Consider the following 25,120-nt stretch of genomic DNA (forward strand, 5'->3'; position numbering starts at 1 on the left):
CGGGGCAACAGGTGAGGACAGGGCGGCACGCGGGTCCGGGGCGGCACGCGGGGACGGGCGCGGCACGCGGGGACGGGCGCGGCACCGCGCCGAAGCGGCGGCGCCCCCGGCGGCTGATCGGGCGGCTGATCGGCGGACTGCGCGTCCGGCTGGTCGTCGCCTTCGTCGTCGTGGCCCTGATCAGCGCGGTGACCGCGACCGCCCTCGCCTACCGGGACGCCCGCACCGCCGTTCTCCAGCGCACCCAGCAAGCGGCCGTGCACGACCTCCGGGACCAGGTCACCGCGGTCGCCGCCGACTTCGAGATACCCCCCGACCAGCGGTCGCTGTCGCGGTTCACGGCACAGGTCGCGGACGGCCTCGTCAGCGACAGCCGTGTCGTGGTCGCCCGGTACCAGGACCTCGTCGCGGTCTCCGACTCGCGCACCGACCCGGACGCCCGGATCTCCCCCGAGCTGCGCACCGCCGTGCACATCGGGGAAGAGGCCCGGTTCCAGCGGGTGATGTGGCGGGGCGAGCCCTATCTCGTCGTCGGCATGCCCGTGAGATACGCGGACGGGGACCGGGAGACCTCCGGTCTGGAGGTCTACGCGCTCACCGATCTGCGGGCCGAACGGGACGACATCGCCGCCCTGCTGGACTCGGCGCGGGAGGGCACCGTACCGGTGGTGGTGCTGGCCGCCGCCCTGGCGCTGCTGGCGGCGGGAACCGTGCTGCGTCCGGTACGCAAACTGGGGCGGGCCACCCGCGAGCTCGCGGCCGGGGACCTCGGCAGCCGGGTCGCCGCCACCGGGCACGACGAACTCGCGGAGCTGGCGAGGACGTTCAACGAGACGGCGGACGCGCTCCAGGCCTCCGACGCGGAACTGCGCGAGCAGGAGGCGAAGGCGCGCCGCTTCGTGGCGGACGTGTCGCACGAACTGCGCACACCGCTGTCGGCGATGACGATGGTGGCGACCGTCCTGGAGGAGGACGCCGACCAGTTGCCGCCGGACGCGGCACACGCGGCCCGTACCGTCGGCGCGGAGACGGCGCGGCTGGCCCGGCTGGTCGACGACCTGATGGAGATCTCCCGCTTCGACGCCAAGGCGGTACGGCTGAACGCCGCCGAGACGGATCTGGCCGACACCGTACGGGCGTCGCTGGCCCTGCGCGGCTGGACGGACCGGGTGGAGACACGGCTTGCGGAGGGTGTGCGGGCGGTGGTCGACCGGCGCCGCATCGACGTGATCGTGGCGAACCTGGTGGGCAACGCGCTGCGGCACGGGGCCCCGCCGGTCACGGTGACCCTCGGGACGGCCCCGGCGGCGGACGGGAGCGGCACGGAGTGGGTGACGCTGGCGGTGGCCGACCATGGCCCCGGACTGCCACCGGGGGCCCGGGAGCGGGTCTTCGACCGGTTCTACAAGGCGGACGCGGCCCGCACACGCGGCGCGGCCGACGACAGCGGCCAGGGCAGTGGCCTCGGCACGGCGATCGCGCTGGAGAACGCGCGGCTGCACGGCGGCACGATCGAGGTGGCCGACCCCACCGACCTGGCCGACGGGAACGACGGCGACGGCAAGGGTGGCGAGCGGGCGGCCCACGAACCGCGGGGCGGAGCGGTGTTCACGCTGCGGCTGCCGCTGCGACGCACGGGGGAGGACACGGAGTGAGGGTCCGGCAGAGGGTGTCGGTCGGCGCGCTGGGGCTCGCCCTGATGGGCTGCGGCGTCCAGCCGACCGGGGTGATCGGCACGGGTGAGTCCGCGTCCGGGCCGACGCGGGGGGTGCGGATGTACTACGCGTCCGCCTCCGGTCTGCGCGGGGTCCCCACGCGCCACCAGGAATTCGACAGCCTCAGCGGGGTGATGAAGCTGTTCTTCCAGGGGCCGTCGGCCGACCAGCGGCGCGACGGGCTCACCAACCTCCTCGAACTCCCCGGCTTCCAGGTGAGCGGAACAGGCACCCGCGTCACCGTGCGCCTTGAGGACTCCTACGCGGGAACGGGCCGCGACCAGGGAACGGGGCAACTGGTGTGCACCCTGGCCCGCGCCCAGTCCGTGCTCGACCCGAAGGTCAGGACCGACGACGTCGAGGTCACGGTGCGCCAGCCCGACAGCGCCGACCTGGGCCCCTACCGGTGCGCGGAGTTCCTCGACGGGTGAGGGCGGGGACGGTAAGGGGGCGGAGACGGTACGGGGGCGGGCGCGCGCACAAGGCTCTGCCCCGCCGGACGGACTCCAGCGGGGCAGATGCGACCAGCGGTGCCCGCGAGGGGCGGTACGGCGTGTCCGGTCAGGCCGGGATGACGTTCTCCGCCTGCGGACCCTTCGGGCCCTGGGTGACGTCGAAGGTGACCTGCTGGTTCTCCTCCAGGGACCGGAAGCCGGACGCGTTGATGGCGGAGTAGTGGACGAAGACGTCCGGGCCGCCGCCGTCCTGGGCGATGAAGCCGAAACCCTTTTCGGCGTTGAACCACTTCACAGTGCCCGTGGCCATGTCTGCCCCTTTGTCCAGGGTTGCGGGACACCGGCTTGTCAGTGCCCCTCGGTTGAGGTGATCGCCCTGGTCCTCGGGCATGCTGCACAGCGCAGCGCCCACGGCGCGAACCGCGGGCGCTGATGACTTCGAACCACGACTACCGGCAAGAAAGTTATCCGATTTGTGATCGCCTGGCTACATGACCCCGACCGGTGATCCCGGGCCCGGCTCCGGGGAGTCCGGGGCCGGGCCGCGGCGAGGCGGCCGGTGGGCCCGTGGCGCCGGCGGGGTCACGCCGTGCGCGACCCCGTGGCGCCGGTCTCAGAAGGTCAGTCTGAAGCTCTTGATATGGCCGCTGTCCTGCGGGCCCTTGTCCTGGACCCGCAGCTTCCAGACCCCGTTGGCCACCTCCGACGAGGCGTTGACCTGGTAGGCCTTCTTGAGGTCGGGCGCCGTGTCGTACGGGCTGGACGCCTTCAGCGGGTACACGGTCCCGTCGGGCGCCAGCAGGTCCACCGCCAGGTCGCCGCGGAAGGTGTGGACGATGTCCACCCCGACGTGCAGTGTGGCCGGGGCGTTGCCCGTGATACCGGACACCGTGACCGAGGAGGTGACCGCCGGGCCGAGATCCGGGATGTCGACGGGGGTCGTGTTCTCGAAGACGGTGCCCGGGGGGTTGGGGTCGACGCCGCCGGGGCGGTCGCCGACGTTGACGGCGGCCCAGGCGTCGGTCACGCGCGCGACCTCCGGACTGCTCGCCCCGTACAACTCGGCGGCGACCGCGAGGGTGCCCGCGCGCGCTCCCGCGTAGTCGGTGGTGGTGGTGAACTTGGTGGTCAGCGCCTTGAACCAGATCAGCGCCGCCTTGTCCCGGCCGATACCGGTCACGGGCAGTCCGTCGGAGGTAGGCGAGTAGTAGCTGACCCCGTTGACGGTCTTGGCCCCGCTTCCCTCGGAGGCGAGGTAGAACCAGTGGTTCGCCGGGCCCGACGAGTAGTGGACGTCCTGGCTGCCGAGGGTGGGGTACCAGTAGTCCTTGGACGGCCCGTCCTTGCTCGGCTCGTCCATGTAGCGCAGCGGTGTGCCGTTCCCCCGGATGTCGATCTTCTCCCCGACCAGATAGTCACCCACGTCCTGGGGGTTGTTGGCGTGGAACTCCACGGCCGCGGCGAAGATGTCGGAGGTCGCCTCGTTCAGTCCGCCGGACTCACCGCTGTAGACGAGGTTCGCCGTGGCCGAGGTGACGCCGTGCGTCATCTCGTGCGCGACCACGTCGATCGCGGTGAGCGGCTCGGCGTTGGCGTAGCCGTCGCCGTACGTCATACAGAAACAGGAGTCCTGCCAGAACGCGTTGGAGTAGTTGTTCCCGTAGTGCACCCGCGAGGAAGCACCGGCCCCGTCACCGCGGATACCGTTGCGGCCCTGCACGTTCTTGAAGTAGTCCCAGGTCAGACCGGCGCCGTAGGCGGCGTCCGCGGCGGCCGTCTCGTTGTGGGCGGGCAGGCCGTCGCCCCACACGTCGTCGGTTCCGGCGAACAGGGTGGGGGTCCCGGGGGTCCCCTTGGCCAGGTCGTACGTCCGGTGACCGCCGCGTCCGGCGTCGGTGAGCTGGTACGAGGAGCCGGACCCGGAACTGCCGAGCGTCACCTGACCGCTGTACTGGGTGTTGCCGGTGCCGTTGTGCACCGCCTGCCATTCGAAGAGCTTCCTGCCGTCGCCCGCGTCGGTGACGACATGCAGTTCGTTGGGGGTGCCGTCGTGCTGGAGACCGCCGACGACCGTCTCGTACGCGAGGACCGGTTCCGTCCCCCGCGCCAGCCAGACCACCTTGCGCGGCGCGCGGTCGGCGGCGGTCCTGGTGGAGCCCTCGGCCCTCGCCCGGCCCAGCGCCTGCTTCTCGGCGGCGGACGGGGCGATACCGGCCGTGGTGCGGACCCCCTTGAGGGCTGTCCGGGAAGCCATGGCGATCGACTCGGTCGCGCCCGCCCCGGTCTCGGACACCACCAGGTCGCCGCCGAGCACCGGCAGCCCGGCGAAGGTGCGCTCGTAACGGGTGTGGGTGGTGCCGTCGCGGTCCTGGGTGACATCCCGGACGACGAGCTTCTCCCGCGCGGTGAGGCCCAGTTCCCGGGCGGTGGCCGCGGTGGTGGTGCTCCGGGCGCGGATCAGTTCGGCGCGCTTGGCGGGGGTGAGGCTACGGGGCAGGGCGCCGGGGTCGGCGGCGCCCGCCCGGGTGGTACCGGGTCCGGCGGTGGCGGGCTGGGCCGCCGAGGGACCGGCCGGGAGGCCGAAGGCCAGCAGGGCGGCGGTGGATATGAGCGCGCCGGTCACGGCGGTGCGCCGGCGAAGCGTGGATCTCACGCGGACTCCTTCTGCGAGGGGGCTGTGGGACGGCCTGGTCGAGGCGCGCCCCGGCAGAACGAACGGTGCGGCGGTGCGGCGGAGCGGCGGAGCGGCGGAGCGGTGGCGCGGTGTGCGGCGGTACAGCGAAGCGGTGTACGGCGAAGCGGTGTACGGCGAAGCGGTGTACGGCGAAGCGGTGTACGGCGAAGCGGTGAGCGGCGAAGCGGTGAGCGGCGAAGCGGTGAGCGGTGAAGCGGTGAGCGGTGGTGCGACGGACGGGGGAAGAGTGGCAGGAGTGGCACCCTCCTGTCAGGGGCGCGTCAAACCTTGGCCGGAACTCCTCCGCCCAGGGACTCCTCCGCCCAGGAGATCCGCGACGGCGGACTCCCGATCACCCGCCCCCGGAACCGCCCCCGCCGACCGCCTCGTAAGCTCCCGACCGTGACGCCCGGCCGCACAGGGCTACGCGTCCCGGAGTCCGGCGACCAGCGACAGGAACAAGGCCAAGATGATCACCATCCATCTGAAGTACGAGATCGACCCCGACCGCATCGACGACTTCGAGGAGTACGGCCGCCGCTGGGTCGGCCTCGTCAACCGCTTCGGCGGCACCCATCACGGCTACTTCCTGCCCAGCGAGGGTGACAGCGACATCGCGTACGCCCTCTTCTCCTTCCCCGACTTCGCGCGGTACGAGCGCTACCGGGCGGACAGCGTCACCGACCCCGAGTGCGTGGCCGCGTTCGAACTGGCCCGCCGGACGAAGTGCATCCGCCGCTACGAGCGCCGCTTCCTGCGCCCGCTCGACGCCGCACCGGCGCCGCGGGACGAGCCGTCCGTCTGAGGTCGGGCGCGCTCCCGGGCCCGGTGCGCGGGGTGGTGGTGCGGGTCTCCGGGGGGCGTGGCGCGGCGTCGCGGAACCTGAACCGCCACCGGGTGCCGGGGTACCGCCACCGGGTGCCGGGTACCGCCGCCCGGTTCAGAGGCGTACGACAAGCTTGCCCGTGCGCCTGCCCTCCTCCATGTCCCGGTGCGCGTCCCTGATCCGGTCCAGCGGGTAGACATGGACGGGGCCCGCGGAGAACTCACCGGTGGCGATGCGGTCCAGATAGCGCTGGAACACCTCGGCGGGCAGATCGCCCGACTCCCCGCCGTACGCCGACAGCCGCAGCCCGCGGGGCAGATACGCGATCGGGTAGAAGTCCGGGATCGTCCACCGGTTGGAGAGCATCCCGGTGAAGCAGACGGTGCCCTGGGAGCGGGTGGCGGCCAGCGTGTCGGGAAGTGTGGGTGTGCCGACGAGTTCGAGCCCGGCGTCCACCCCGTCCGGGAGGATCTCGCGCACCAGCGGGGCGACCGTGCCGTCGTCGACCAGCGGATGGTCTACGCCGTGGTCCGCCAGGACCCGGAGCCGGTCCGGATCACGGGTGGTCGCGAACACGGTCGCCCCGAGGTCGCGGGCGAGCGCCGCCGCCGTCATCCCCAGGGCGGAGGTGCCGCCACGGATCAGCAGCGTCTGCCCCGACCGCAGATCCAGGCCGGTGGTGAGCGATCCGTACGCGGTCTGAAGGGTCTCCGGCAGCGCGCCCACCGTCTCCCAGGGCAGCTCCGAGCGGAAGGGGACCACCTGGGAGCGCGGCACGACCGTGTACTCGGCATAGCCACCGTCGTAGGTGCGGCCCATCCCGCCCATCATCGTGACCACCTGCTGCCCCAAAGGCAGCACCCCGTCCGGGTCTGCGTCGACGGTCCCGGTGGCCTCGATCCCCAGCACCCGGGGCAGGGTCACCCCTTCGGCGAGACCGAGCCGGGTGTGGAGTTCGGACCGGTTGATACCGAACGCCTCCACCTTGATCCGCACCCAGCCCGGCCCCGGCTCCGGAACCGGGAGCACCTTCAGCTCCAGACGGTCCACCGGCCCCGGCTCCTCCAGGACGACGGCGCGCATGGTCTTCCCCACTGGGCCTCCTCGTGATCGTCTGCGGGGGTCATCGTGGCGCACCGGCGTACGAACCGGCGCGGGTGGCGTCACCGGCCGCCCGGACACCGCACCAATGGCGGCACCGGCCACCGCCCCGGACGGCCACCCCCCTACGAGCCCGCGCGAGCGGTGAGGCGGGCGAACTCCCACGGGTCGTGGGCGCTGAGGACGGTGACCTCGTCCGCGTGGTCGCGGCGCAGACCGCGCAGTCGGTCCCTGGTCAGTACCCGGGCCGCGGCATCGGTCTGTGCCCCCTGCTGGACCGGGTCGAGGGCGGGGTGGGAGCGGGGCGGGGTGTGCTCGATCTCGCCGTGATGCATGTACGCGTCGCCCGCGTGCAGCAGCCACCGTCCGTCACCGTCGCGGACGGCGACGCCCGCGTGTCCCGCCGAGTGGCCGGGCAGCGGCACCAGCAGCAGCTCACCCGCGAGCCCCCGCGGCCGTGCCACGTCCCGGAATCCGAACCACTCGCCGTCCCGCACGGCGACCGCGGGCGTCAGCAAGGGGTGGTGCGCCCGGTGGGCGGACATGAACCGGTCGAGGCTGTGCCGGTGGTGCGGCGCCGCGGGATCGGTGACGGACCGGTACTCGTCGGGATGCACATGCACCCGTGCGTGCGGGAAGTCCGGCAGTCCTCCCGTGTGGTCGCGATGCAGATGGGTGAGCACGATGTGCCGCACGTCCCGCGGCGCGTACCCGAGGCGGACGACCTGGCGCAGCGCGCTCTCCTCGGGGTCGAGCGCGGGCCGCGCGTAGGCGACCCAGTCCGCGCCGAGTGACCGCTCGGGGTGGCGCAGGTCGGCGGTGCCGAGGCCGGTGTCGACCAGGACCAGCCCGTCCGAGTCGGTCTCGATGAGCAGGCAATGGCAGACAGCGGCCCGTTCGCGGTGCGCGACATCCGCCGTGGGTTCCGTGCCGAGCGGTGGAATCTTCCTGAGGGAACCGCAGTTGAGGTGGTGGATACGCACAAGGCCCCCTGGAGGCGAGTTCGGCGGGCTGTTCGTGACGGACGTTAGGAGGAGCCCTCGTGACTCACCAAACGGTTGGACACGCCCCGTCGGGTGGTCAGGACGGCCCGCTGGGGGACTGTCCGGGCAGCGCGCTGGTGCCGCCGGGCCGGGCAGCACGGTGCCCTGTCGACATCACCCTCGCCGTGCTGGGCGGCCGGTGGACGCCGCTGGTGCTCCGCGAGTTCCTGCGCCGTGGGGAGGCTACGTCCTCCGAGCTCTCGGCGGCCCTGCCCGCGCTCTCCGACAAGGTCCTCTCGGAGCGGCTGGCCCAGCTGACCGCCGCGGGCGTCATCGAGCGCCACCGCAGCGCCAGTTGGCCGCCCTGGGTCCGCTACACGCTCACCGGCCAAGGCCGGGCGCTGGAGCCGGTGGTCCACAGCATGTGGGAGTGGGGCACCGCGCGGCGGGACGCCCCCGGCTGATCGCCGCACCGTCACCGGGACACCAGGACACCAGGACACCAGGACACCAGGACACCAGGGTGATGATCCGGGGCATGGCCGGCCAGGAGCAGGGCAGGCGGGGGGCGAGGGCGGGAACGGCCGCGGACAGCTCCTCACGGAGCGGCGTGGCCGGGGCCCCGTCCGCACCGCTTCCCCGAGCGAGAGGAGTCTGTGCCATGCAGGAGAACGCGTGGGAGTACCCGTCCGCGGCTGGACACACCGGGTCCGATCTGACCGGGTTCAAGGTCGAGGCCCTGGACGGCGGTATCGGCAAGGTCGACAAGCACACCGACGAGGTCGGTTCGGCGTGTCTCGTCGTGGACACCGGTCCGTGGATCTTCGGCAAGGAGGTTCTGATACCCGCCGGTTCGGTCACCCGGGTCGACACGGCCGACGAGAAGATCTTCGTGGGACTGAGCAAGGACCAGGTCAAGAACGCGCCCGAGTTCCTCCGGGAGACCCACTACGACAGTCCCGACTACCGTCGTCAGCTGGGCGCCTACTACTGGCCGTGAGACCCGCCGGCCGACGGGCGGGGTGAGGCGTCCCCGCCCCCACCCGTCCCTCCAGGGCGGATTTCGGTCACGACCCTGTTGAAAGGGCGCAAACGGTGCCACTCTGGGGGTCACGGGCGATCCGCGACCCCCAGCGGGCACCCCGTACCGGCCCCGCCGTCATGCCACCGCTCGGGCGGGCCGCGCCGACCCTCCCGGCTCCCCACGGGAGGGCCAGGGCGCGTGGGCCGACGGATCTGACGGCCCCGACGGCCCGCAGGCTCTCCGGTCCCGCTCCAGGTCACCCCGTCCGCCGACGGATCCGTTTCACCTCGCCGTCGACGGCCCAGGCATCGGCGACCGGTCCGAGGTGGCCGAGCTTGTCGGGGTTGATCACCGCGCGGATGTCCTGGATCCGCCCGTCGAGCACATCGAGGGCCAGGATCTGGAGGACCTTGCCGTCCCGGTCACGGAAGACGGCACCGGGCCGGGCGTTGACCTCGTACGGCTCGAACGTCACGTCGACCCGGGCCAGCAACGGCACGACGGCGGCCAGCAGGCGGGCCACGTTCCCGGCACCGACGGCGGCCCTGGCCGCCTGCGGGGCCTTGCCGCCGCCGTCCGACGCCAGCCGCACATCGGCGGCCAGCAGCTCCCGCAAGGCATCGACATCACCTTCGCGCAGGGCGTCGAAGAACCGCGCCGCCAGCTCCCGCCGTTCCGCGCGGTCCGCTTCGAACCTCGGCCGCCCGGCGTCCATGTGCCGCCGTGCCCGTACCAGCAGTTGCCGACATGCCGCCTCCGAACGGCTCACCGCCGAGGCGATGTCGTCGAACCCGAAGCCGAACACGTCCCGCAGCACGAACACCGACCGCTCCAGCGGGCTGAGCCGCTCCAGGAGCAGCAGCGCCGCCATCGACACCGAGTCGGCCAGCTCCGCCGAGCGCGCCGGGTCCTGGTACGGGTCGCTCAGCAGCGGCTCGGGGAACCACGGACCCACGTACGTCTCCCGCCGCACCCGCGCGGAGCGCAGCACGTCGATCGAGATCCGGGTGACCGTGGCGGACAGGAACGCCTTGACCGACGCGGGAAGCGTCGTCGAGGCGTCGAAGCGCAGCCAGGCCTCCTGCACCGCGTCCTCGGCCTCGCTCACGCTGCCCAGGATCCGGTAGGCGACCGAGAACAGCAGTGGCCGCAGCTCCTGGAACTCCTCGGCCTTGTTCACGCCGTGTCCTCCTCCTTGAGGTCTTCCCGCCCGGCCCGCGCATCCACGCGGCACGCCACCGGTGATCCGGCGACCCGTCAGCCGCGTCGTCGCGGTGGAATCCTGCTGTTCCCCAGCGCGTCATCGACGGCCGGTCGACCGGCGGCCGGTCAGTGGAACTGGCCGACCTGGTAGTCACCGGCCGGCTGCTGGACGATGAGGTTCAGCCGGTTCGCCGCGTTCATGACGGAGACCAGGATCACCAGGGCGGTGAGCTGCTCCTCTTCGTAGTGCTTCGCGGCGCGTGCCCAGCACTCGTCGCCGACCCCGCCGGCCGCGTCCGCGACCCGGGTCCCCTGCTCCGCCAGTTCCAGCGCGGCCCGTTCCGCCTCGGTGAAGACCGTGGCCTCCCGCCACGCCGCCACCAGGTGCAGCCGCGCCGATGTCTCACCGGCCGCGGCGGCCTCCTTGGTGTGCATGTCGACGCAGACGGCGCAGCCGTTGATCTGGCTCACGCGCAGGGCCACGAGTTCCTGTGTCGCGGCGGGCAGCGGCGACTCCTTGAGTGCCCTGCCCGCGGCCATGAAGTGCTTGAGGGACCTGGTCCCTGTCGTGGTGGCGAGGTAGTCCAGTCGCGCGTCCATCGTGTTCTCCTCCGTGCTGTGCGGCTCGTCGGTGGCGGTATCCCTGGGACGAGACAGCACCGCGCCCTGTGACACGGAGGCGTGTGATCCACGTCATCCCGAACACGGCCACCGCACCGGTCGACCGGGCGGGAAGGCGACGGGGGTCTGTTCAGGTGGTGCGGCGGGCGGCGCCCCGCACGGCGTGCGGCAACCCCGAACAGAACATATGACTATATGCCCGTTCATACGGACCGCAGAGAGAGGTGCACATGAACGGAGGCCAGCTCGCGAAGACGGGCACAGGAGCCCTGGCGATCGGTGGTGTGGCGCTGGGTGTGGAGTGGATCGTGGGACTCTCGCTGCTGATCGTGGCGGCGGGAGCGTTCTGCGTCCGGCTGGGGTTCCAGAGACGGACGCGACGGCGGTGAACTCCGCCCCGACCGTCGGCCGGCGGCCCCGCGCGCCGCTCCTCGCCGCGACTCTCGCCCTCCTGGTCATCGGGGCCTGGGCCGCGGTACGGGGACTGGAGGCGGGCGGTGTCCTCGGGGACCGGGACGACGGCCGCACGGTCCTGCTGTGGGCGCCGGTCGCGCTGCTGCTGATCCTCCAGAGCGTGCTCTACGCCTGCGAGCGGCCGCACCGTGCCGACGCCGCCGGGCAACGCGCCCTGGACGAGCTGCGGATCGCGGTCCTGGTCCCCGTGTACAACGAGGACCCCGCCTATCTGCGGGCCGCGCTGACGGCGCTGGCCGCGCAGTCCCGTCGCCCCGACGCGGTGCACCTCGTCGACGACGGCTCCGACGACGGCTGTCCCGCCGTCGAGAAGTGGTGGACCCGCCACGCGGCGGAAGCGGGCATCCGCACCACCTGGCAGCGCACCCCCAACCAGGGCAAGCGCCACGCGCAGGTCACCGCGCTGCGCGAGGCGGACGACGCCGACATCATCGTCACCGTCGACTCCGACGCCTGTCTCGCCGCCGACGCCCTCGGTGAAGTGCTCCAGCCCTTCGCCGACCCCCGGGTCCAGGGCAGCGCCGGACTGGTGGTCGCCGCCAACCACCGTGCCACCCTCCTCACCCGGGTCACCGACCTCTACTTCGTCGCCAACCAGCTCGTGGACCGCTCCGCGCTCTCCCCGCTCGGCGCGGTGATGGTCGCCCCCGGCAGCCTCGCCGCGTACCGGGCCCCCGTCCTGCGCGACAACCTCGCCGCCTACCTCGGTGAGACCTTCATGGGCAGGCCCGTCCACTTCTCCGACGACTCGCTGCTGACCCTCTTCGCCCTGCTGAGGGGGCGGGTGGTCCAGCAGCCCAGCGCGGTCGTCCTCACCGCCATGCCCGAACGCACCGGTCACCATCTGCGCCAGTACCTGCGCTGGATGCGCGGCTCCACGATCCGCTCGCTGTGGCGCGCCCGCCATCTCCCCCTCACCCATCCCGCCTATGTCGCCCAGTTGCTGCGCTGGTTCCTCCAACTCGTGTGCACCGGCGCCCTCTGCTGGATGGCCGTCCTCCATCTGCGCCACGACATCGGCTTCTCCCCCTGGCTGGCCACCGTCCCCCTGCTCATCGGCTACGCCCAGGCCCTGCGCTACCTCACGGTCCGCCGCTCCGACGAGACCCTCGCCCACCAGACCGTCACCTGGCTGCTCACCCCCCTCGCCCTGCTCTGGGCGTGGACCGTGCTGCGCGCGGTCCGCTGGTACGCGACCCTCACCTGCGGCCGGACCCGCTGGGGCACCCGCGCGGGCGGCCCCGAGGTCGTCCTCACGGCCCCGGTCACCGCCTGACGCCGTCCCGGCAGCGGCGGTCCCGTCCGGCGGAATCCGGGCGGGGCCCGTCGTCCGTGGCGCGGTACCGAGCGGCCGGGACGGGTTCAGGCCCACGCAGGTGGACTCTCCCCGTACCTGGCCGGCACACCTCCCGAACCCGGTGGAAGTGTGCTAATTCTCCTCCGGGTCCGGACCCAGGAACGGGGTGCACAGCGAGATGCGTGGTACTTCCCACGGACGACGGCTCGGTGCGGTCGTCTGCGCGGCGATGGTTCTCTCGGTGTCGGCGTCGGCTTCGGCGCTGACTTCGGCTCCGGCTTCGTCCCCGTCACCGGCCTCGGCCTCGGCGCCGACCGCCGCCGGAGCGGCTACGCGGGCCGTGGCGGCACCGGCTGCGGCACCGGTGGCGCGGGCGGCGCCCGGCACCCCCGGGGTACCGCAGAGCCCTGTCGAGGTCTACCGGGAGAACTTCGAGAACGGGACGGGCCCGACCCCGGTCCTGCTCGACGAGTACACCGGGGCGCCACCCGTGAACGCCACCTACACCGCCGACCCGAACTGGCTGGACCCGGCGCAGTGCAACGGGATCATCCTCAGCGAGTCCGGGGAGGACCAGCCGGACTGCGCGAGCGCCAGCTCGGCGGCCATGCTCGATCTGCGGGACATGGCCGGTGTGCTGGGCCAGGTGGGGGGCGCCGCCGACCCGACCGTCAACCACGCCGTGTCCGCGTGGACCGCGGGGGACCCGGGGGCGGATCTGACGGAGTTCGCCACGGTCGAGCCGATCCCGCTCGTCAGCGAGAACCGGTTCATCACGTTCTCCGTGGACGTCGCCGCCATCAACTGCTTCGCCTCGGGGCCGCGACTGGAGTTCTATCTCACCGGCTCCGGCCCGGAGATTCCCACGTTCACCAGCCCGATCGACCCCTGCACCGACCCCCGCGCCCAGACATACCCCGGGAGGAAGGAAGTGGAGGCGGGTTCCTTCCCCAGCAACGGTTCCGTGCTGTTCACGGGTACGTCCGTGGGGATCAGGATGGTCAACGCGAACGGCGGCGGGGGCGGCAACGACCACGCGTTCGACAATGTCGGCATCCTGGATGTGACGCCGCAGCTCGACAAGGAGTTCAACCCTCCGACGATCTCCCAGAACGCCGTCTCACAGCTGACGTTCACGGTCACCAACACCAGCGAACTCGCGGCGAAGACCGGCTTCTCGCTCACCGACGCGCTGCCCGCCGGGGTCGTGGTCGCCTCCTCCCCCAACGCCTCCACCACCTGCGGGAACGGCACGGTCACCGCGACCCCGGGATCGTCCTCGGTGTCCCTGGCCAACGGGGGCCTGACCACCGGCACCGCGTCGTGCGTCTTCATGGTGGACGTCACCGCCGCGGACGCGGGCACCTATCCGAACACCCCGGCGGACCTGGCCCTCGTCGGCCTCGACCCACCCGCGACCGCGACCCTGACCGTCACGGCGCCCGCCGGTCCGTCGCTCGTGAAGAGGGCGGCCGAGGCGTCGTTCAGCACCGGACAGCAGCTCCACTACAGCTACCGGGTCACGAACAACGCCGACGAGCCCCTGACCGGTGTCGCGGTCACCGACAACGGACCGGGCACCCCCGTCGTCACCTGCCCGTCGGGCACGCTGGCCCCGGGCGCCTCCGTGACCTGCACCGCGCTGTACACGGCGACCGCCGTCGATGCCACGGCGGGCACCATCGTCAACCGGGCGACCGTCACCGGCACCACCGAGGCCGGGACACCGCTCAGCGCCACCAGCAACACCGTCGTCGTCCCCCTGCGGTCGCTGGCCGTCACCAAGGCGGCCGTCGAACCCGTCTTCAGCGCGGCGGGGCAGACCCTGCACTATGTCTACCGCGTGACCAACACCGGCCGCGCCCAGCTCGGCGCCGTCACCGTCACCGACGACGGACCCGGTACCCCGGCCGTCATCTGCCCGCCGACCGTGCTCGCGCCCGGGGCGAGCGTGCGGTGCGTCGCCTCGTACGTCACCACCGCCGCCGATGTGGAGGCCGGACAGGTCGTCAACAAGGCGACGGCGACCGGCTCCGATGTGCAAGGGGGGTCCGCGCGGGCGGTCAGCGCGACCGTCACCGTCCCCTACCGGGCATTCCGCGCCGATCTCGCCGTCGACAAGACGGGCCCCGCGACCGCCCGGCCCGGCGAGCGGCTGACCTACACCCTGACCCTGACGAACAACGGACCCGCCGACTCCACCGGCTGGACCGTCACCGACCCCCTGCCCGCCGCGCTGACCGGTACGCGGACCCTCAGCCCCGGTTGCGAGATCGAGTCGGCCACCCTGACCTGCACCGGCACGGAACTGGCCGACGGCGACAGCGTCACCCTCCAGGTGTCGGGAATCCTCTCCCCCGGCGGCACGGCCGTCACGAACACGGCCACCGTCACCGGCCGGGACCCCGACCCGGACCCGGAGAACAACACCAGCATCCTCGTCACGACCATCCCCTCGGTGGAGATCGTGAAGAAGCAGAACGGCCCCGCCTCGGTGCGCGCGGGCGCCACCGTGTCCTACACGATCACGGTCCGCAACACCGGCTCCTCCCCCACCACCGCCGCCTTCACCGACGATCTCTCCCGCCTTCTGGACGACGCCGCGTACAACGACGACGCCACCGCCACCAGCGGCCGGGTCGACTACGGCGAGCCCGTCCTGTCCTGGGAAGGCACCCTCGCGGCCGGCGGGAGCGCGACCATCGACTTCTCGGTCACCACGGACCGGCGGACCTTCGGGGACCTGCGGCTCGACAACACCGTGACCTCCCCGACCCCCGGCAGCAACTGCCCCACGAACCACCCGGACACCCGCTGCACCACCCACGGCACCGTCATCACCAAGGACAAGGACAAGACGGCCCGGCCGGGCCCCCAGGGGCAGACCCGGCCCGGTGTCCGCCAGGAGCGGCCCGTGGACGCACGGCCGATCGACACCCCGAGCATGCTCGGCTGAACCAAGGAAGCAGGACGGACAAGGCAATGACCTGACCGGCGCGGACCGCCGGTAGGAACCGCCGGAACGGGTGCGCACCTCCTGGGTGCGCACCCGTTCCGGCGTCCGGACGGTCCTGCGAGGACACCGCCGCGTTCAGCGCGGTGCCGACAGCTCCCGTTTGAGGATCTTCCCGGTCGCGGTCATGGGGAGGGAGTCACGGAACTCGATGATCCGGGGGTACTTGTACGCGGCCATGTTCCCCTTGCACCACCGGACCAGTTCCTCCTCGGTGACGGTGGCTCCCGGTGCGCGGATGACATACGCCTTGACCTCCTCGCCGTGGCTGGGGTGCGGCACCCCGGCCACGGCCACCAGACTCACCTCCGGATGGGTGAGCAGGATCTCCTCCAGTTCACGGGGATAGACATTGAAGCCGCCGCGGATGATGAGGTCCGTGGTGCGGTCGACGATGAAGACGAAGCCGTCGGTGTCGCGGCGGCCGATGTCACCGGTACGGAACCAGCCCCGCGGGTCGATCGCCGCCGCGGTCGCCTCCGGCCGGTCGAGATAGCCCTTCATCACATTGTGGCCGCGGACCCGGATCTCCCCGGGCTCGTCCGGCGCGGCCGACGATCCGTCGTCCCGCACGATCCGTATCTCCACCCCCCACACCGGATGTCCGACCGAACCGGGCTTGCGCGGCCGGTCCCTGCGGTTGAAGGTGGCGACCGGACTGGTCTCGGAGAGCCCGTACCCCTCCAGGACCGGTATCCCGAAGCGTTCCTCGAACGCCCTCAGCACCTCGACCGGCAGGGCGGACCCGCCGGAGACGCTGATCCGCAGATTCCCGGCGATGGCTTCCAGATCGAAGCGGTCGGCCGCCTCATGGGTCAGCAGCGCCCAGTACATCGTGGGGACCCCCGCGAAGAAGGTGACCCGCTCGCGTTCCATCGCGGCCAGCGCCGCCCCCGGTTCGAAGCGGGGCAGCAGCACGACCTTCGCGCCGCTCGCGAAGCCCGCGTTGAGCTGCACGGTCTGGCCGAAGGAGTGGAAGAGCGGGAGCGCGACCAGGTGCACGTCGTCCGGGGTGGTGCCGAACAGCCGATTGGCCAGCAGGGCGTTCTGCACCATGTTGCTGTGGGTCAGCTCCGCGCCCTTGGGGCTGCCGGTCGTACCGCTGGTGTAGAGCACGACCGCCGTGTCCGTCTCCCGGGTGGGCACGGTGTCGAACCCGTCGGGGGTGCCCGCGGTGAGGTCCGCCAGGGTCGGCGGCTCCCCGGGGGCGGCGGTGCCCCGCGGATCGGCGGTGATCATGATGAGGTGTTCGCAGCCGGGCACCGCCTCGAACGCCGCCCGGCCCGCCTCGCCCATGGGCAGCTGCCCGGTGCCCTCGAAGCAGAAGTACGCCTTCGCCCCCGAGTCCCGCAGATGGTAGGTGATCTCACGGGCGTTGAGCAGCACGTTCAGCGGCACCACCGTCGCCCCGGTCTTCAGGATGCCGAAGTAGACGACGGGGAAGGACGGCAGATTGGGGCAGCTCAGGGCGACCCGGTCGCCGGGGCCGACGCCACGGGCGGCGAGCCCCGCGGCGACCCGGCCGGCTGCCGCGTCGACCTCCGCGTACGTCAGCCGGGTCCCGTCGAGGACGAGCGCGTCCCGGTCCGGGTGCTCCCGGGCCGTGTCCTCCAGCAGAACGGCCAGGTTGAGCATGGGGTTCCTCCAGATCGGCGGGGTACGGGCGGGGATCAGCCGCGCAGCGCGGAGGCGAAGATCCCCGGCAGGGCCGACCAGCGGGGCGCGGCGGCGAAGCCGCTGAGCAGCCGTCCGGTGGTCGCGGCGGTCCGGTTGGTGACGAACCACGGCGGCTTCGGGGACAGTGACGGTTCGCCGTGCAGGAGCGAGCGGGGGGCGGGGCGGAACGGCCCGCGTACCACCGTGCGTTCCGGACCGTCGAGCAGCAGGGCGTTGTGGACCACACCGATCCCGCTCTGCACATCGTCGACCGTGTGCCCGGGGAAGGCGCCCCAGCTCGCGGTGGCGGTCAGATAGCCGACGCCGGTCCAGGCGTTCACGGCGACCGTCCCGTAGCGCAGCCGGGCGATCGCCTCGTCCAGCGCGGGGCCGAGGGCGGCGAGGGTACGGGGGTGGGCGATGAGATTGACGCCGAGGGTTCCGGCGAACCGCTCGTTCGCGGTGGTGACCGCGTCGTCCAGGAAGGCGGCCGGGTCGCCGGGCAGTTCGAGGACGCCCAGCACCGGGGCGAAGTACTCGGTGGTCAGCGCCGGTCCCGGGTCCCGGGCGTCGAGGTCCTCGATCAGGACGCGGTCACCGATCCGGCGTGCTCCGGCGTACTCGGTGAGTGCCTGGGCGACCCGGTCGTCGCTGCCCGGGTAGTAGGCCGGGCGGGCCGGGGCCTTGGCGAGGGCGGCCCGCAGATGGGCCAGGAAGCGGTCCTTCTGCGCCCACCCGGAACTGAGGACGACGACCTGGCTCGCGACGCAGTTGTAGCCGCCGTTGTGGAGCCGCTGGGTGGCGACGTGTTCCGCCTGGAAGCGGAGATCGGCGTCGGACCAGTTCCCCGGGAGCACGAGGGTGGGTGAGACGCCGCCCAGTTCGCTGGTGACGGGCTTGTCGAGCAGCGGGGTGCCTGCGCGTTTGCGGTCGGCGCCCGCGGCGCCCGTGCCGAAGACGATCGCGTCATGGGTGACGGCGCTGCCGGTCATATGGACATGGCCGACGTCCGGGTGGTGGACGAGATGGGTGCCGATGTCGGCCCCGCCGGTCAGGATCCGGACCGCGCCGGCGTCGATCAGCGGGGCCAGTACCGCGCGGAAGACGGTGAGCAGTCCGTCGGTGACCGGGTTGAGCTTGAGGACGACGACCCGGTTGTGGGCGTAGAGCTCGTACAGCACGTCCAGGACCGGGATGGAGGTGATGTTCCCGGCGCCGAGGACGACGCCGACGCCGCCGGTCTCCTTCGGCCTGCGCAGGGCGAGTCCGGCCCGGTCGCGGATCTCGTCGGTGGTGATGCCCGGGGGCATCCAGACATCGGCGCTGAACCCGCTGAGCAGCAGCCGGTCGTAGACACTGTGCGGCAGGACCCGTACGGCGACCCGTCCGCCGGGGGCCGGCCGGGTGGTGAACGCGTCGACGGGGCTCCGTCCGGCCTCCAGTGCCCGGATGCTCGCGGCCAGCGCCCCGGTGCCGGTCAGTACGGGGTACGGGCCGGTGATCCACTCCTCGCCGGTGAGCGGGCTGTCGTCGGGGAGCCGTTTGTACGCGGCGGCGGCGCGCACCCAGGCCGCCGCGTGCTCACCGGCGGCGGTGTGGACGCGTTCCAGCAGTTCGCGGCGGCGGGCGAGTCCGAGGGCGGCCCAGGCGGACTCGCCCCGTACGAGGTCGGCGACGGCGCGGTCGGCCTCGGCCAGCCGGTCGGCGGCGGGTGCGGAGGTGGTCATCGCGCGGCTCCCTTGATGAGGTCGGCGGCCTGCTCGGCGGCCATGACGGTGGGCGCGTTGGTGTTGGCCCTGGGGACCGAGGGGAAGACGGAGGCGTCGACGACCCGCAGCCCCTCCACTCCGTGCACCCGCAGCCGGGGGTCGACGACGGGGCCGATGGCGCAGGTCGATGTCGGGTGGTAGAGCGTCATGCCCGAACGCTGGGCCCACGCGAGCAGATCGGCGTCCGAGTCGGAGTCCGGGACGTCGTAGGGGCCGGTGATGACCTCGGCGGCCGGGGCCTGGGCCGCGATGTCCAGGGCGATCCGGATTCCGGCGACGAGGGCGGCGCGGTCCTCGTCGGTGGTCAGGTAGTTGTGGGTGATCCGGGGCGCGGCGTCCGGGCGGTCGGAGCGCAGGGTCACCCGGCCGCGGCTGGTCGGTGCGAGGACGCAGGGCCCGAAGGCGAAGCCGTGCTCGGTGACGGCGCCGAGTCCTTCCTGGTGGAAGAGGACGGGGGCCATATGGAATTGCAGGTCCGGGGCGGTGAGGCCGTCGCGGCTGTGGAAGAAGCCGCCCGCCTCGCCGACGTTCGAGGTGAGGGGGCCGCGTCCCTCGCCCTGGAGGAGGGCGGCGTTGTCCGGGCTGGCCGCCGTCATCAGGGACTCCGTGTCGGTGCGGAAGTTCAGCATCGTCATGTAGTGGTCCTGGAGTCCTTCGCCCACCGGCAGATCGGCCACCACCTCGATACCGAGGGCGGTGAGCGCGGCGGCGGGTCCGATCCCGGACAGCATCAGCAGTTTCGGGGACCCGTACGCCCCGGCCGACAGGATCACCTCGCGTCCGGCGGTGATCACCTCGGTCCCGCTGTCCCGGGTCACCTCCACCCCGGTGGCCCGGCCGTTCTCGATCACCACCCGGTCCGCGCGGGCCCCGGTCACCACCGTGAGGTTCGGCCGTTCCAGGGCCGGGTGGAGGAAGGCGACGGAGGTGCTGCACCGCAGTCCGTCGCGCTGGGTGAGCTGATAGGGGCCGACGCCGAGCTGGCTGCCGCCGTTGAAGTCGTCGTTGCGAGGGTGTCCCGCCTTGACGGCCGCCTCGACGAACGAGGTGACCAGGGGGTGGTTCGACCGGCTGTCGGAGACGGTCAGCGGACCGCCCGTGCCGTGGAAGGCGTCCGCGCCGCGCGTGTTGTCCTCGGAGCGGCGGAAGTAGGGCAGGACGTCGTCGTACGACCAGCCCTCGGCACCGGCCGCCGCCCAGCCGTCGTAGTCCGCGCGATTGCCCCTGATGTAGATCATCGCGTTGATCGAGCTGCATCCGCCGAGCACCTTGCCGCGCGGCAGATAGGCGCGGCGCCCGCCGATGCCCGGTTCGGGCTCGGAGTCGAGGTCCCAGTCGAGGTCGCTCTTGAACAGCCTGCTGAAGGCCGCGGGCACATGGATGTCCTGGGCCGTGTCCGCACCGCCCGCCTCGATCAGCGCCACCCGCGTCCCGGGGTCCTCGGACAGCCGGGCGGCCAGGACACAGCCCGCTGATCCTGCCCCGACGACGACGTAGTCGTAGGTGTTCATCCGATCTCCTTCGGCCGGCTCTGATCCGTCCCCTGACCTCCGGGCGACTGTGCGGGCGCCACATGGAGGGATCGAGGGGAACGTCGATGACCGGAATGTTTGCCGTGATACCGGTGCACCGCCATAGGCGGTGGGCGGGAGTAACCGGCCGGTCTTTGTGCCCGCGCACAATCGCCGAGGGTCTACCCTCGTCCCATGACGACAGCGCTGGGCGCCGACGCGCACATCACGGAGCTGGTCGGCCGGCTGCTCGCGTCGGTGGACCCGCTGACGGACGAGCTGACCGCGGAGATCCTCAGCGGTGAGCATCAGTACGTGGAGAGCACCCTGCTCAGCCATGAGCAGTTGCGGGACGCCGTGCACGACAATCTGCGGACGCTGCTCACCGCGCTCCAGGGGCGGCCGACCTCGCTGGACGCGCCCCGCGCGGCGGGCCGGCTCAAAGCCGAGCGGGGCATTCCGCTGGCCGCCCTGCTGCACGCCTTCCGGCTGGCCGGGCGGTTCATCTGGGACCGGCTGCTGGTGATGGCCGTGGCGGAGGACAGCACCACCGAGCTGCTGCACATGGCGTCCGGTATCTGGGTGGTGATCGACGAGTGCTCCGGCGCGGCGGCCGAGGCGTACCGGGCGACCGTGGAGGAGCAGTCGCGCCGGGACGCCGCCGCCCGCAGCGTCATGCTCACCACCCTCCTCGACGGCAGCGCCGGGAACGGCGCGGGGGCCTGGGAGACCGTACGGGTGCTGGGGCTGGACCGGCAGGGCCCCTTCCTGGTGGTGTGCGCGGAGGTCAACGACGGCACCGAACCGCTGCCCGCCGTGGACGCGCGGCTGCGGTCCGCCGGGATCGGCTCGGAGTGGATCCAGCAGATCGGCAGCCGGGTCGGGCTGCTCGCGCTGCCGAACGAGCACGCGGCGACGACGGCCGCCGAGCAGCTGGCCCGGTCGGCCGTGTCCCGGGTCGGGGTGAGCCGCCCCTTCGCGTCCCCGGCGCAGGCGCCCAGCGCCTGGCGGGAGGCCCAGATGGCGGCCCAGTGCCTGCCGCCCGGCACCGATGGCGCCCATGTCTACGGCAGCTCACCGATCGCCCTGCTGGCGGCGGCCTCACCGGACATCGCGGCGGAGGTGACCCGTACGGTGTTCGGGCGGCTGCGCGATCTGCCGGAGCCGGAGCAGACCCTGCTGCTGGACACCCTGGAGACCTGGTTCACGGCCGGCGGTTCGACCACACGCGCCGCCGAGCGGCTGCACTGCCACCGCAACACCGTGCTCTACCGGCTGAACCAGATCGCCGCCCTGACCGGCCGCCGCACCACGGACGCGGACTCCTCCGCCGAGCTGTACATCGCGCTGCGGGCGGTACGGCTGGCGGGCGGCACCGGGCCCCGGGCGGCGGGGAGGGCCTGACGGGGGCGTGACGACCGGATGCTCGCGGGAGGCGGGTGCGCGGTCCGGTGGGGGGCCGGTCGGCGCGGGTCGGCGCGGGTGCGGGAAGCGGGTCCGGTCGGCGCGGGTGCGGGTCCGGTGCGGGCGGTTCCCGGGGGTCGGGGACGGCCGGTTCCCGTCGGGCCCTCCCCGGTTCCCGGGGGTCCTTGACCGGGCAACCAACTGCCGCGCGCGGCGGCCCGCCTCACCGGTCGGCCCTGCCGTTCGACGTGAGCCCTCTCCGCTACCGGCCGCGGAACCGTCGGCACAGCGGGGGCGGCCCCCCGCCGGGTGGGCCGGAGCCGGACGGGTACCGGCCATGGGCGGATGACCGAAGACTTGGGTTTGGGCGGGGGCTGCGCGGGCCACCGGATGCGCGGGCCGCGCGGCGGCGGGTCGGCGGGGCACTCCTGTGGCCGATGAGACGGGTGGCAGGCCGGGGAAATGTGCCCGGTTCACATGCGAACGACGGCGACTGCCGCGAGCGGTCGAGAACCTGCCGGGGCCGGCGCCGGTCGCATTGTCCGGCGGGCGCGTTGCTCAGCTCCCGTCCGGACTGTCACCGTCGGTGGGCGCCTTCGCCACACGCGGTGAGGGCCGTACCTCCTCCGAGGACAAGGAGTACTCCGTGGAAATGGAAGAGGCACGTGAGCTGGACATCGAGGCGGTGGACGGGGAGGAACTCCCCGAGTTCGCGCTGATGGTCGACGTCCCGGACTGATCACCGGGTGAACGGCGGCCGGGCCGTGCTCGTCGGCCCGGCCTGCCGGTCGGGGCGGATCACGCGGATCGACCACTGGGACGGCTTGTCAGGAGGGTGTGTGCGGATCGAGCCGGACGCCGGGTCGGCCAGGAGCGACGAGGACCGGCTGGACGAGCTGGTGGCAGGCTGTCTCACCGCCGCCGGTTGCGCCGCCGGCACCTGGACACCTACCGATCTGCGCTATCCCGGGCTGCACGCCACGGCACACCGGACGCAGCGGGCGCGGCGGACGGCCACACCGGCCCTGGAGCAGTCACGCACCGGGGCGCCTGCCGCCGCGGGAGCGGAAGGCGGGGCCGCCTCCGGCGCTCTGGAGCAGACCGAGGAGCGGGTGCGGGCGATGGTGCTCCGCGCCCGGCGCAGCCAGGCCCGTGCCCGGTCCGTGGAGAAGCGCACCGGATGGGCCGTGGATCTGGCGCCGTCCGGCGAGGACCATCTGGCACAGAGCGTCCGGCGCGCGCTGCGGCAGGCTCCCGCCCCGGCCGACGGGTCCCGGGGCGGGCGTACGGCTGAGGTGACCGACTGGAGCGCGGAACAGCACGAGGTCTTCGAGGAGGGGTGCCGTATCCTCCAGGCCGCCTGGCCGCAGATGCTCGCGGAACTTCGGGTGACGTTGCGTCAGGTGGCGTTGCTGGGCGGCTGGGGGATCGACGGGTTCACCGATTTCACCGTGCACGGCGCTGTCTTCGTCAACAGCCGTCGACTGGGCGACCAGGGCACCGAAGGGCTCGCGGGCCGGTTCCGGCTCGTGGAGGCGCTGGTGCACGAGGGCACCCACAACCGTTGCGACGCGGCCGCCGCCTCCGCCGCGTTCCTCCGGGCCTCCGGCGCGCAGGAGTTGGCGAGCACACCGCTGCGCGCCGATCCACGCCCACTGGCCGGACTGTTCCAGCAGGTCGCGGTGCTGGCACGCAGTGTGCTGCTGTACCGGCGGCTGCCGGACGGACCCGCCGTCCGTGACCGGCACGCCGTCCTGCTGGAGCAGGGCGGCCGGGGCGCGGCCACGCTGCGCGGCCGGGCCGGCGCCCTGACCGACGCCGGACGCGAGCTGTTGGACCAGGCCGAAGCGGTCTTCGCGACGGGAGCGCCATGAGCGCGGTCGAACCCCTCCCCCGGTCCGCGGGGTCCGGCGGGTCCGCCCGTACCGCCGAGCCGGGGCCGTCCCCGGTCTGGCCGGTGCAGGTGGTGTCGCCGTTCCCCGACGCGCCGCGGTTCGTGCTCGGCCGGACCGCCGCGCGCAGCAGCGCCTTCACGCCGAACGACGCGGCAGGCGGGCGTACGGTCCTGATCGGGGCGGCCACCGGCACCGATCGCGCGGATGTGGCGCGGCGGGCCCGGGGCGAGTTGATGGAGCGTATGCACAACGTCCTGTCCGGGCACCGGGCGCGTGAGGGGGCCGTCGTCGCGTCGTACGCGTCGCTGCGGCGCCGGGGCACGGCCGCGCTGGACCCCTGTTCCTGGGCGGAGTTGCGCTCGCTCACTCATCTGCGGGAGGCGGCGATGCCGTGGGTCACGGGCACCTCGCTGACCGGCGGCGGTCAGGTGCTCGTCCCCGCGTGTGCGGTGTACCTGGCGCATCGCCCGCCCGCCGGCTGTCCGGCGCCGCTGCGGCCCGGTTCCACCGGGCTCGCCGCGCATGACACCGCCGCGCGGGCCCGGGAGCACGCCGTGCTGGAGATACTCGAACGGGACCTGTTCTGGCACGCCTGGTACGCCGACGCGCCCCGGCGTTCGCCGCCAGGCCCCGCGCCGCTCGACGAGGAGCTTCGGCGGGTGCTCGTCGTGCTGGGGCTGCGGGAGCGGTGCCTGGTACTGCCCGGTCCCGGAGGTATCTCGTGCGTGGTGGCCTGTGTGCACACGAGTGACGGCACCCGGCAGAGTTTCGGGGCGCGTGCCACCTCCGGGGCGCTCGGCCCGGCCGCGGTGTCCGCCGTACGTGAGGCGCTGATGGTCCGCTGGAGCATGGGAACCGCGAGCGCCCGTACCGTGTGGGCCCGGATGCGGGAGCAAGGGCCGGACCGGCAGCCGAGCGGACCGCTGGAGCACGCCCTGCACACCTTCCACCGCCAGGACAGTCTCACCGCACTGCTGCGCGGCGCCACCGGGGAGCCCTGGACGACGACGGCGCGTGGTCCCGTCGGGGAACCCCGGTCGACAGCACGCGCTTCCGCCGCCGAACCCCGGGCTACGGCGCACGATTCCTCCGAGGACCCCTGGATGACGGAGCCGGACTCCGCCGGGGACCCCCGGGTGCCGGCACGTGGTTCCGCCGGGGACCTCCGGGTGACGGCACGTGGTCCCTCCGGGAACCCTTCGGCTGCGGGGCACGATCCTGTCCGGGACCCCGGGGTGACAGCACCCGGCCCCGCCGAGGCCGCCCCGCGTCTGCTCGCCGAGCGGACCGGCGAGGACGTCGTCGAGGTCGACACCTCCGTCTCCGCGGCCGACGGCGGCCGGGCGGTGGTGGTGCGGGTGATCGCCCCCGGCGCCCGCCGGATGCCCGTCGACGAACCGGACCGGGCGGCCCTCGCCCTCCCCGCCGGGAACGCCCGGCGGCATCCTCCGCACCCCCTCGGCTGACCGCGGTCCGCACGCTCGTTCCCGTCCGACCTC

At 72.9% G+C, this 25,120-nt stretch carries 20 protein-coding genes; 11 read left to right on the forward strand and 9 right to left on the reverse strand.

What is annotated here, in order from left to right:
* The first annotated feature begins 11 nt into the window (after positions 1-11).
* Positions 12-1,655: an ATP-binding protein gene (locus tag AB852_RS12370; protein ID WP_079184548.1), complete on the forward strand. Its 1,644-nt coding sequence runs from the start codon at positions 12-14 to the stop codon at positions 1,653-1,655.
* On the forward strand, positions 1,652-2,146 hold the full coding sequence (locus tag AB852_RS12375; RefSeq protein WP_073786984.1) for a GerMN domain-containing protein: 495 nt from the start codon (positions 1,652-1,654) through the stop codon (positions 2,144-2,146). Before AB852_RS12370 ends, AB852_RS12375 begins: the two co-directional genes overlap by 4 nt.
* Before the next feature lie 130 nt (positions 2,147-2,276).
* Here AB852_RS12375 and AB852_RS12380 read toward each other — a convergent pair whose 3' ends face one another.
* The gene (locus AB852_RS12380) at positions 2,277-2,480 is read right to left on the reverse strand and encodes a cold-shock protein (protein ID WP_015610594.1); all 204 of its coding nucleotides are present in this window, start codon (positions 2,478-2,480) and stop codon (positions 2,277-2,279) included.
* Positions 2,481-2,783: 303 nt separating this feature from the next.
* Positions 2,784-4,823 carry a M4 family metallopeptidase gene (locus AB852_RS12385; protein ID WP_073786986.1) on the reverse strand — a complete coding sequence of 680 codons (2,040 nt, stop codon included), beginning with the start codon at positions 4,821-4,823 and terminating at the stop codon, positions 2,784-2,786.
* A 490-nt stretch (positions 4,824-5,313) separates the two neighbouring features.
* On the opposite strand from AB852_RS12385, the gene AB852_RS12390 reads away from it, so the two are divergent.
* Positions 5,314-5,649, forward strand: coding sequence for an NIPSNAP family protein (locus AB852_RS12390; RefSeq protein ID WP_073786988.1), 336 nt, complete (start codon positions 5,314-5,316; stop codon positions 5,647-5,649).
* Between the two features lie 135 nt (positions 5,650-5,784).
* Here AB852_RS12390 and AB852_RS12395 read toward each other — a convergent pair whose 3' ends face one another.
* Both AB852_RS12395 and AB852_RS12400 read right to left on the reverse strand, forming a co-directional pair.
* On the reverse strand, positions 5,785-6,753 hold the full coding sequence (locus AB852_RS12395) for a zinc-binding dehydrogenase (RefSeq protein ID WP_073787806.1): 969 nt from the start codon (positions 6,751-6,753) through the stop codon (positions 5,785-5,787).
* Between the two features lie 143 nt (positions 6,754-6,896).
* The gene (locus AB852_RS12400) at positions 6,897-7,754 is read right to left on the reverse strand and encodes an MBL fold metallo-hydrolase (protein WP_073786990.1); all 858 of its coding nucleotides are present in this window, start codon (positions 7,752-7,754) and stop codon (positions 6,897-6,899) included.
* 59 nt (positions 7,755-7,813) lie between these two features.
* On the opposite strand from AB852_RS12400, the gene AB852_RS12405 reads away from it, so the two are divergent.
* Together AB852_RS12405 and AB852_RS12410 are read left to right on the forward strand one after the other, a co-directional pair.
* Entirely contained in the window at positions 7,814-8,218 is a 405-nt protein-coding gene (locus tag AB852_RS12405) for a winged helix-turn-helix transcriptional regulator (protein ID WP_073786993.1), read from the forward strand.
* A gap of 197 nt (positions 8,219-8,415) precedes the next feature.
* On the forward strand, positions 8,416-8,754 hold the full coding sequence (locus AB852_RS12410) for a ribosome maturation factor RimM (protein ID WP_073786995.1): 339 nt from the start codon (positions 8,416-8,418) through the stop codon (positions 8,752-8,754).
* A 280-nt stretch (positions 8,755-9,034) separates the two neighbouring features.
* Here AB852_RS12410 and AB852_RS12415 read toward each other — a convergent pair whose 3' ends face one another.
* The gene (locus tag AB852_RS12415; RefSeq protein WP_073786996.1) at positions 9,035-9,958 is read right to left on the reverse strand and encodes an RNA polymerase sigma-70 factor; all 924 of its coding nucleotides are present in this window, start codon (positions 9,956-9,958) and stop codon (positions 9,035-9,037) included.
* 149 nt (positions 9,959-10,107) lie between these two features.
* A complete protein-coding gene (locus AB852_RS12420; RefSeq protein WP_073786998.1) occupies positions 10,108-10,581 on the reverse strand; it encodes a carboxymuconolactone decarboxylase family protein in 474 nt (157 codons plus the stop codon).
* A 251-nt stretch (positions 10,582-10,832) separates the two neighbouring features.
* Here AB852_RS12420 and AB852_RS39700 point away from each other — a divergent pair, with 251 nt between their 5' ends.
* The 3 genes from AB852_RS39700 to AB852_RS12435 all read left to right on the forward strand — a co-directional run bounded on the left by AB852_RS39700 (position 10,833) and on the right by AB852_RS12435 (position 15,329).
* Positions 10,833-10,991, forward strand: a complete 159-nt coding sequence (locus AB852_RS39700; RefSeq protein WP_178390996.1) for a hypothetical protein — start codon at positions 10,833-10,835, stop codon at positions 10,989-10,991.
* Entirely contained in the window at positions 10,988-12,352 is a 1,365-nt protein-coding gene (locus tag AB852_RS12425) for a glycosyltransferase (RefSeq protein WP_073787000.1), read from the forward strand. Before AB852_RS39700 ends, AB852_RS12425 begins: the two co-directional genes overlap by 4 nt.
* Positions 12,353-12,713: 361 nt before the next feature.
* The gene (locus tag AB852_RS12435; RefSeq protein ID WP_073787004.1) at positions 12,714-15,329 is read left to right on the forward strand and encodes a DUF7507 domain-containing protein; all 2,616 of its coding nucleotides are present in this window, start codon (positions 12,714-12,716) and stop codon (positions 15,327-15,329) included.
* Positions 15,330-15,464: 135 nt separating this feature from the next.
* Here AB852_RS12435 and AB852_RS12440 read toward each other — a convergent pair whose 3' ends face one another.
* The 3 genes from AB852_RS12440 to AB852_RS12450 are packed head-to-tail and all read right to left on the reverse strand — an operon-like array spanning position 15,465 to position 20,322.
* Complete coding sequence (locus AB852_RS12440; protein WP_073787006.1) at positions 15,465-17,021, reverse strand: long-chain-fatty-acid--CoA ligase; 1,557 nt, start codon at positions 17,019-17,021, stop codon at positions 15,465-15,467.
* A 35-nt stretch (positions 17,022-17,056) separates the two neighbouring features.
* The gene (locus tag AB852_RS12445; RefSeq protein WP_073787008.1) at positions 17,057-18,769 is read right to left on the reverse strand and encodes an aldehyde dehydrogenase family protein; all 1,713 of its coding nucleotides are present in this window, start codon (positions 18,767-18,769) and stop codon (positions 17,057-17,059) included.
* Entirely contained in the window at positions 18,766-20,322 is a 1,557-nt protein-coding gene (locus AB852_RS12450) for a GMC family oxidoreductase (protein WP_073787010.1), read from the reverse strand. The genes AB852_RS12445 and AB852_RS12450 overlap by 4 nt, the downstream gene beginning before the upstream one ends.
* Positions 20,323-20,517: 195 nt before the next feature.
* On the opposite strand from AB852_RS12450, the gene AB852_RS12455 reads away from it, so the two are divergent.
* From AB852_RS12455 to AB852_RS12465, 3 genes are all read left to right on the forward strand, one after another.
* Complete coding sequence (locus AB852_RS12455; protein ID WP_073787012.1) at positions 20,518-21,726, forward strand: PucR family transcriptional regulator; 1,209 nt, start codon at positions 20,518-20,520, stop codon at positions 21,724-21,726.
* A gap of 839 nt (positions 21,727-22,565) precedes the next feature.
* Positions 22,566-23,600 carry an aKG-HExxH-type peptide beta-hydroxylase gene (locus AB852_RS12460; protein ID WP_143201220.1) on the forward strand — a complete coding sequence of 345 codons (1,035 nt, stop codon included), beginning with the start codon at positions 22,566-22,568 and terminating at the stop codon, positions 23,598-23,600.
* Entirely contained in the window at positions 23,597-25,087 is a 1,491-nt protein-coding gene (locus tag AB852_RS12465; RefSeq protein WP_073787016.1) for a YcaO-like family protein, read from the forward strand. The genes AB852_RS12460 and AB852_RS12465 overlap by 4 nt, the downstream gene beginning before the upstream one ends.
* Positions 25,088-25,120: the final 33 nt, after the last annotated feature.

This window comes from Streptomyces uncialis (assembly GCF_001905345.1).
In the GTDB taxonomy this organism is placed as follows: domain Bacteria; phylum Actinomycetota; class Actinomycetes; order Streptomycetales; family Streptomycetaceae; genus Streptomyces; species Streptomyces uncialis.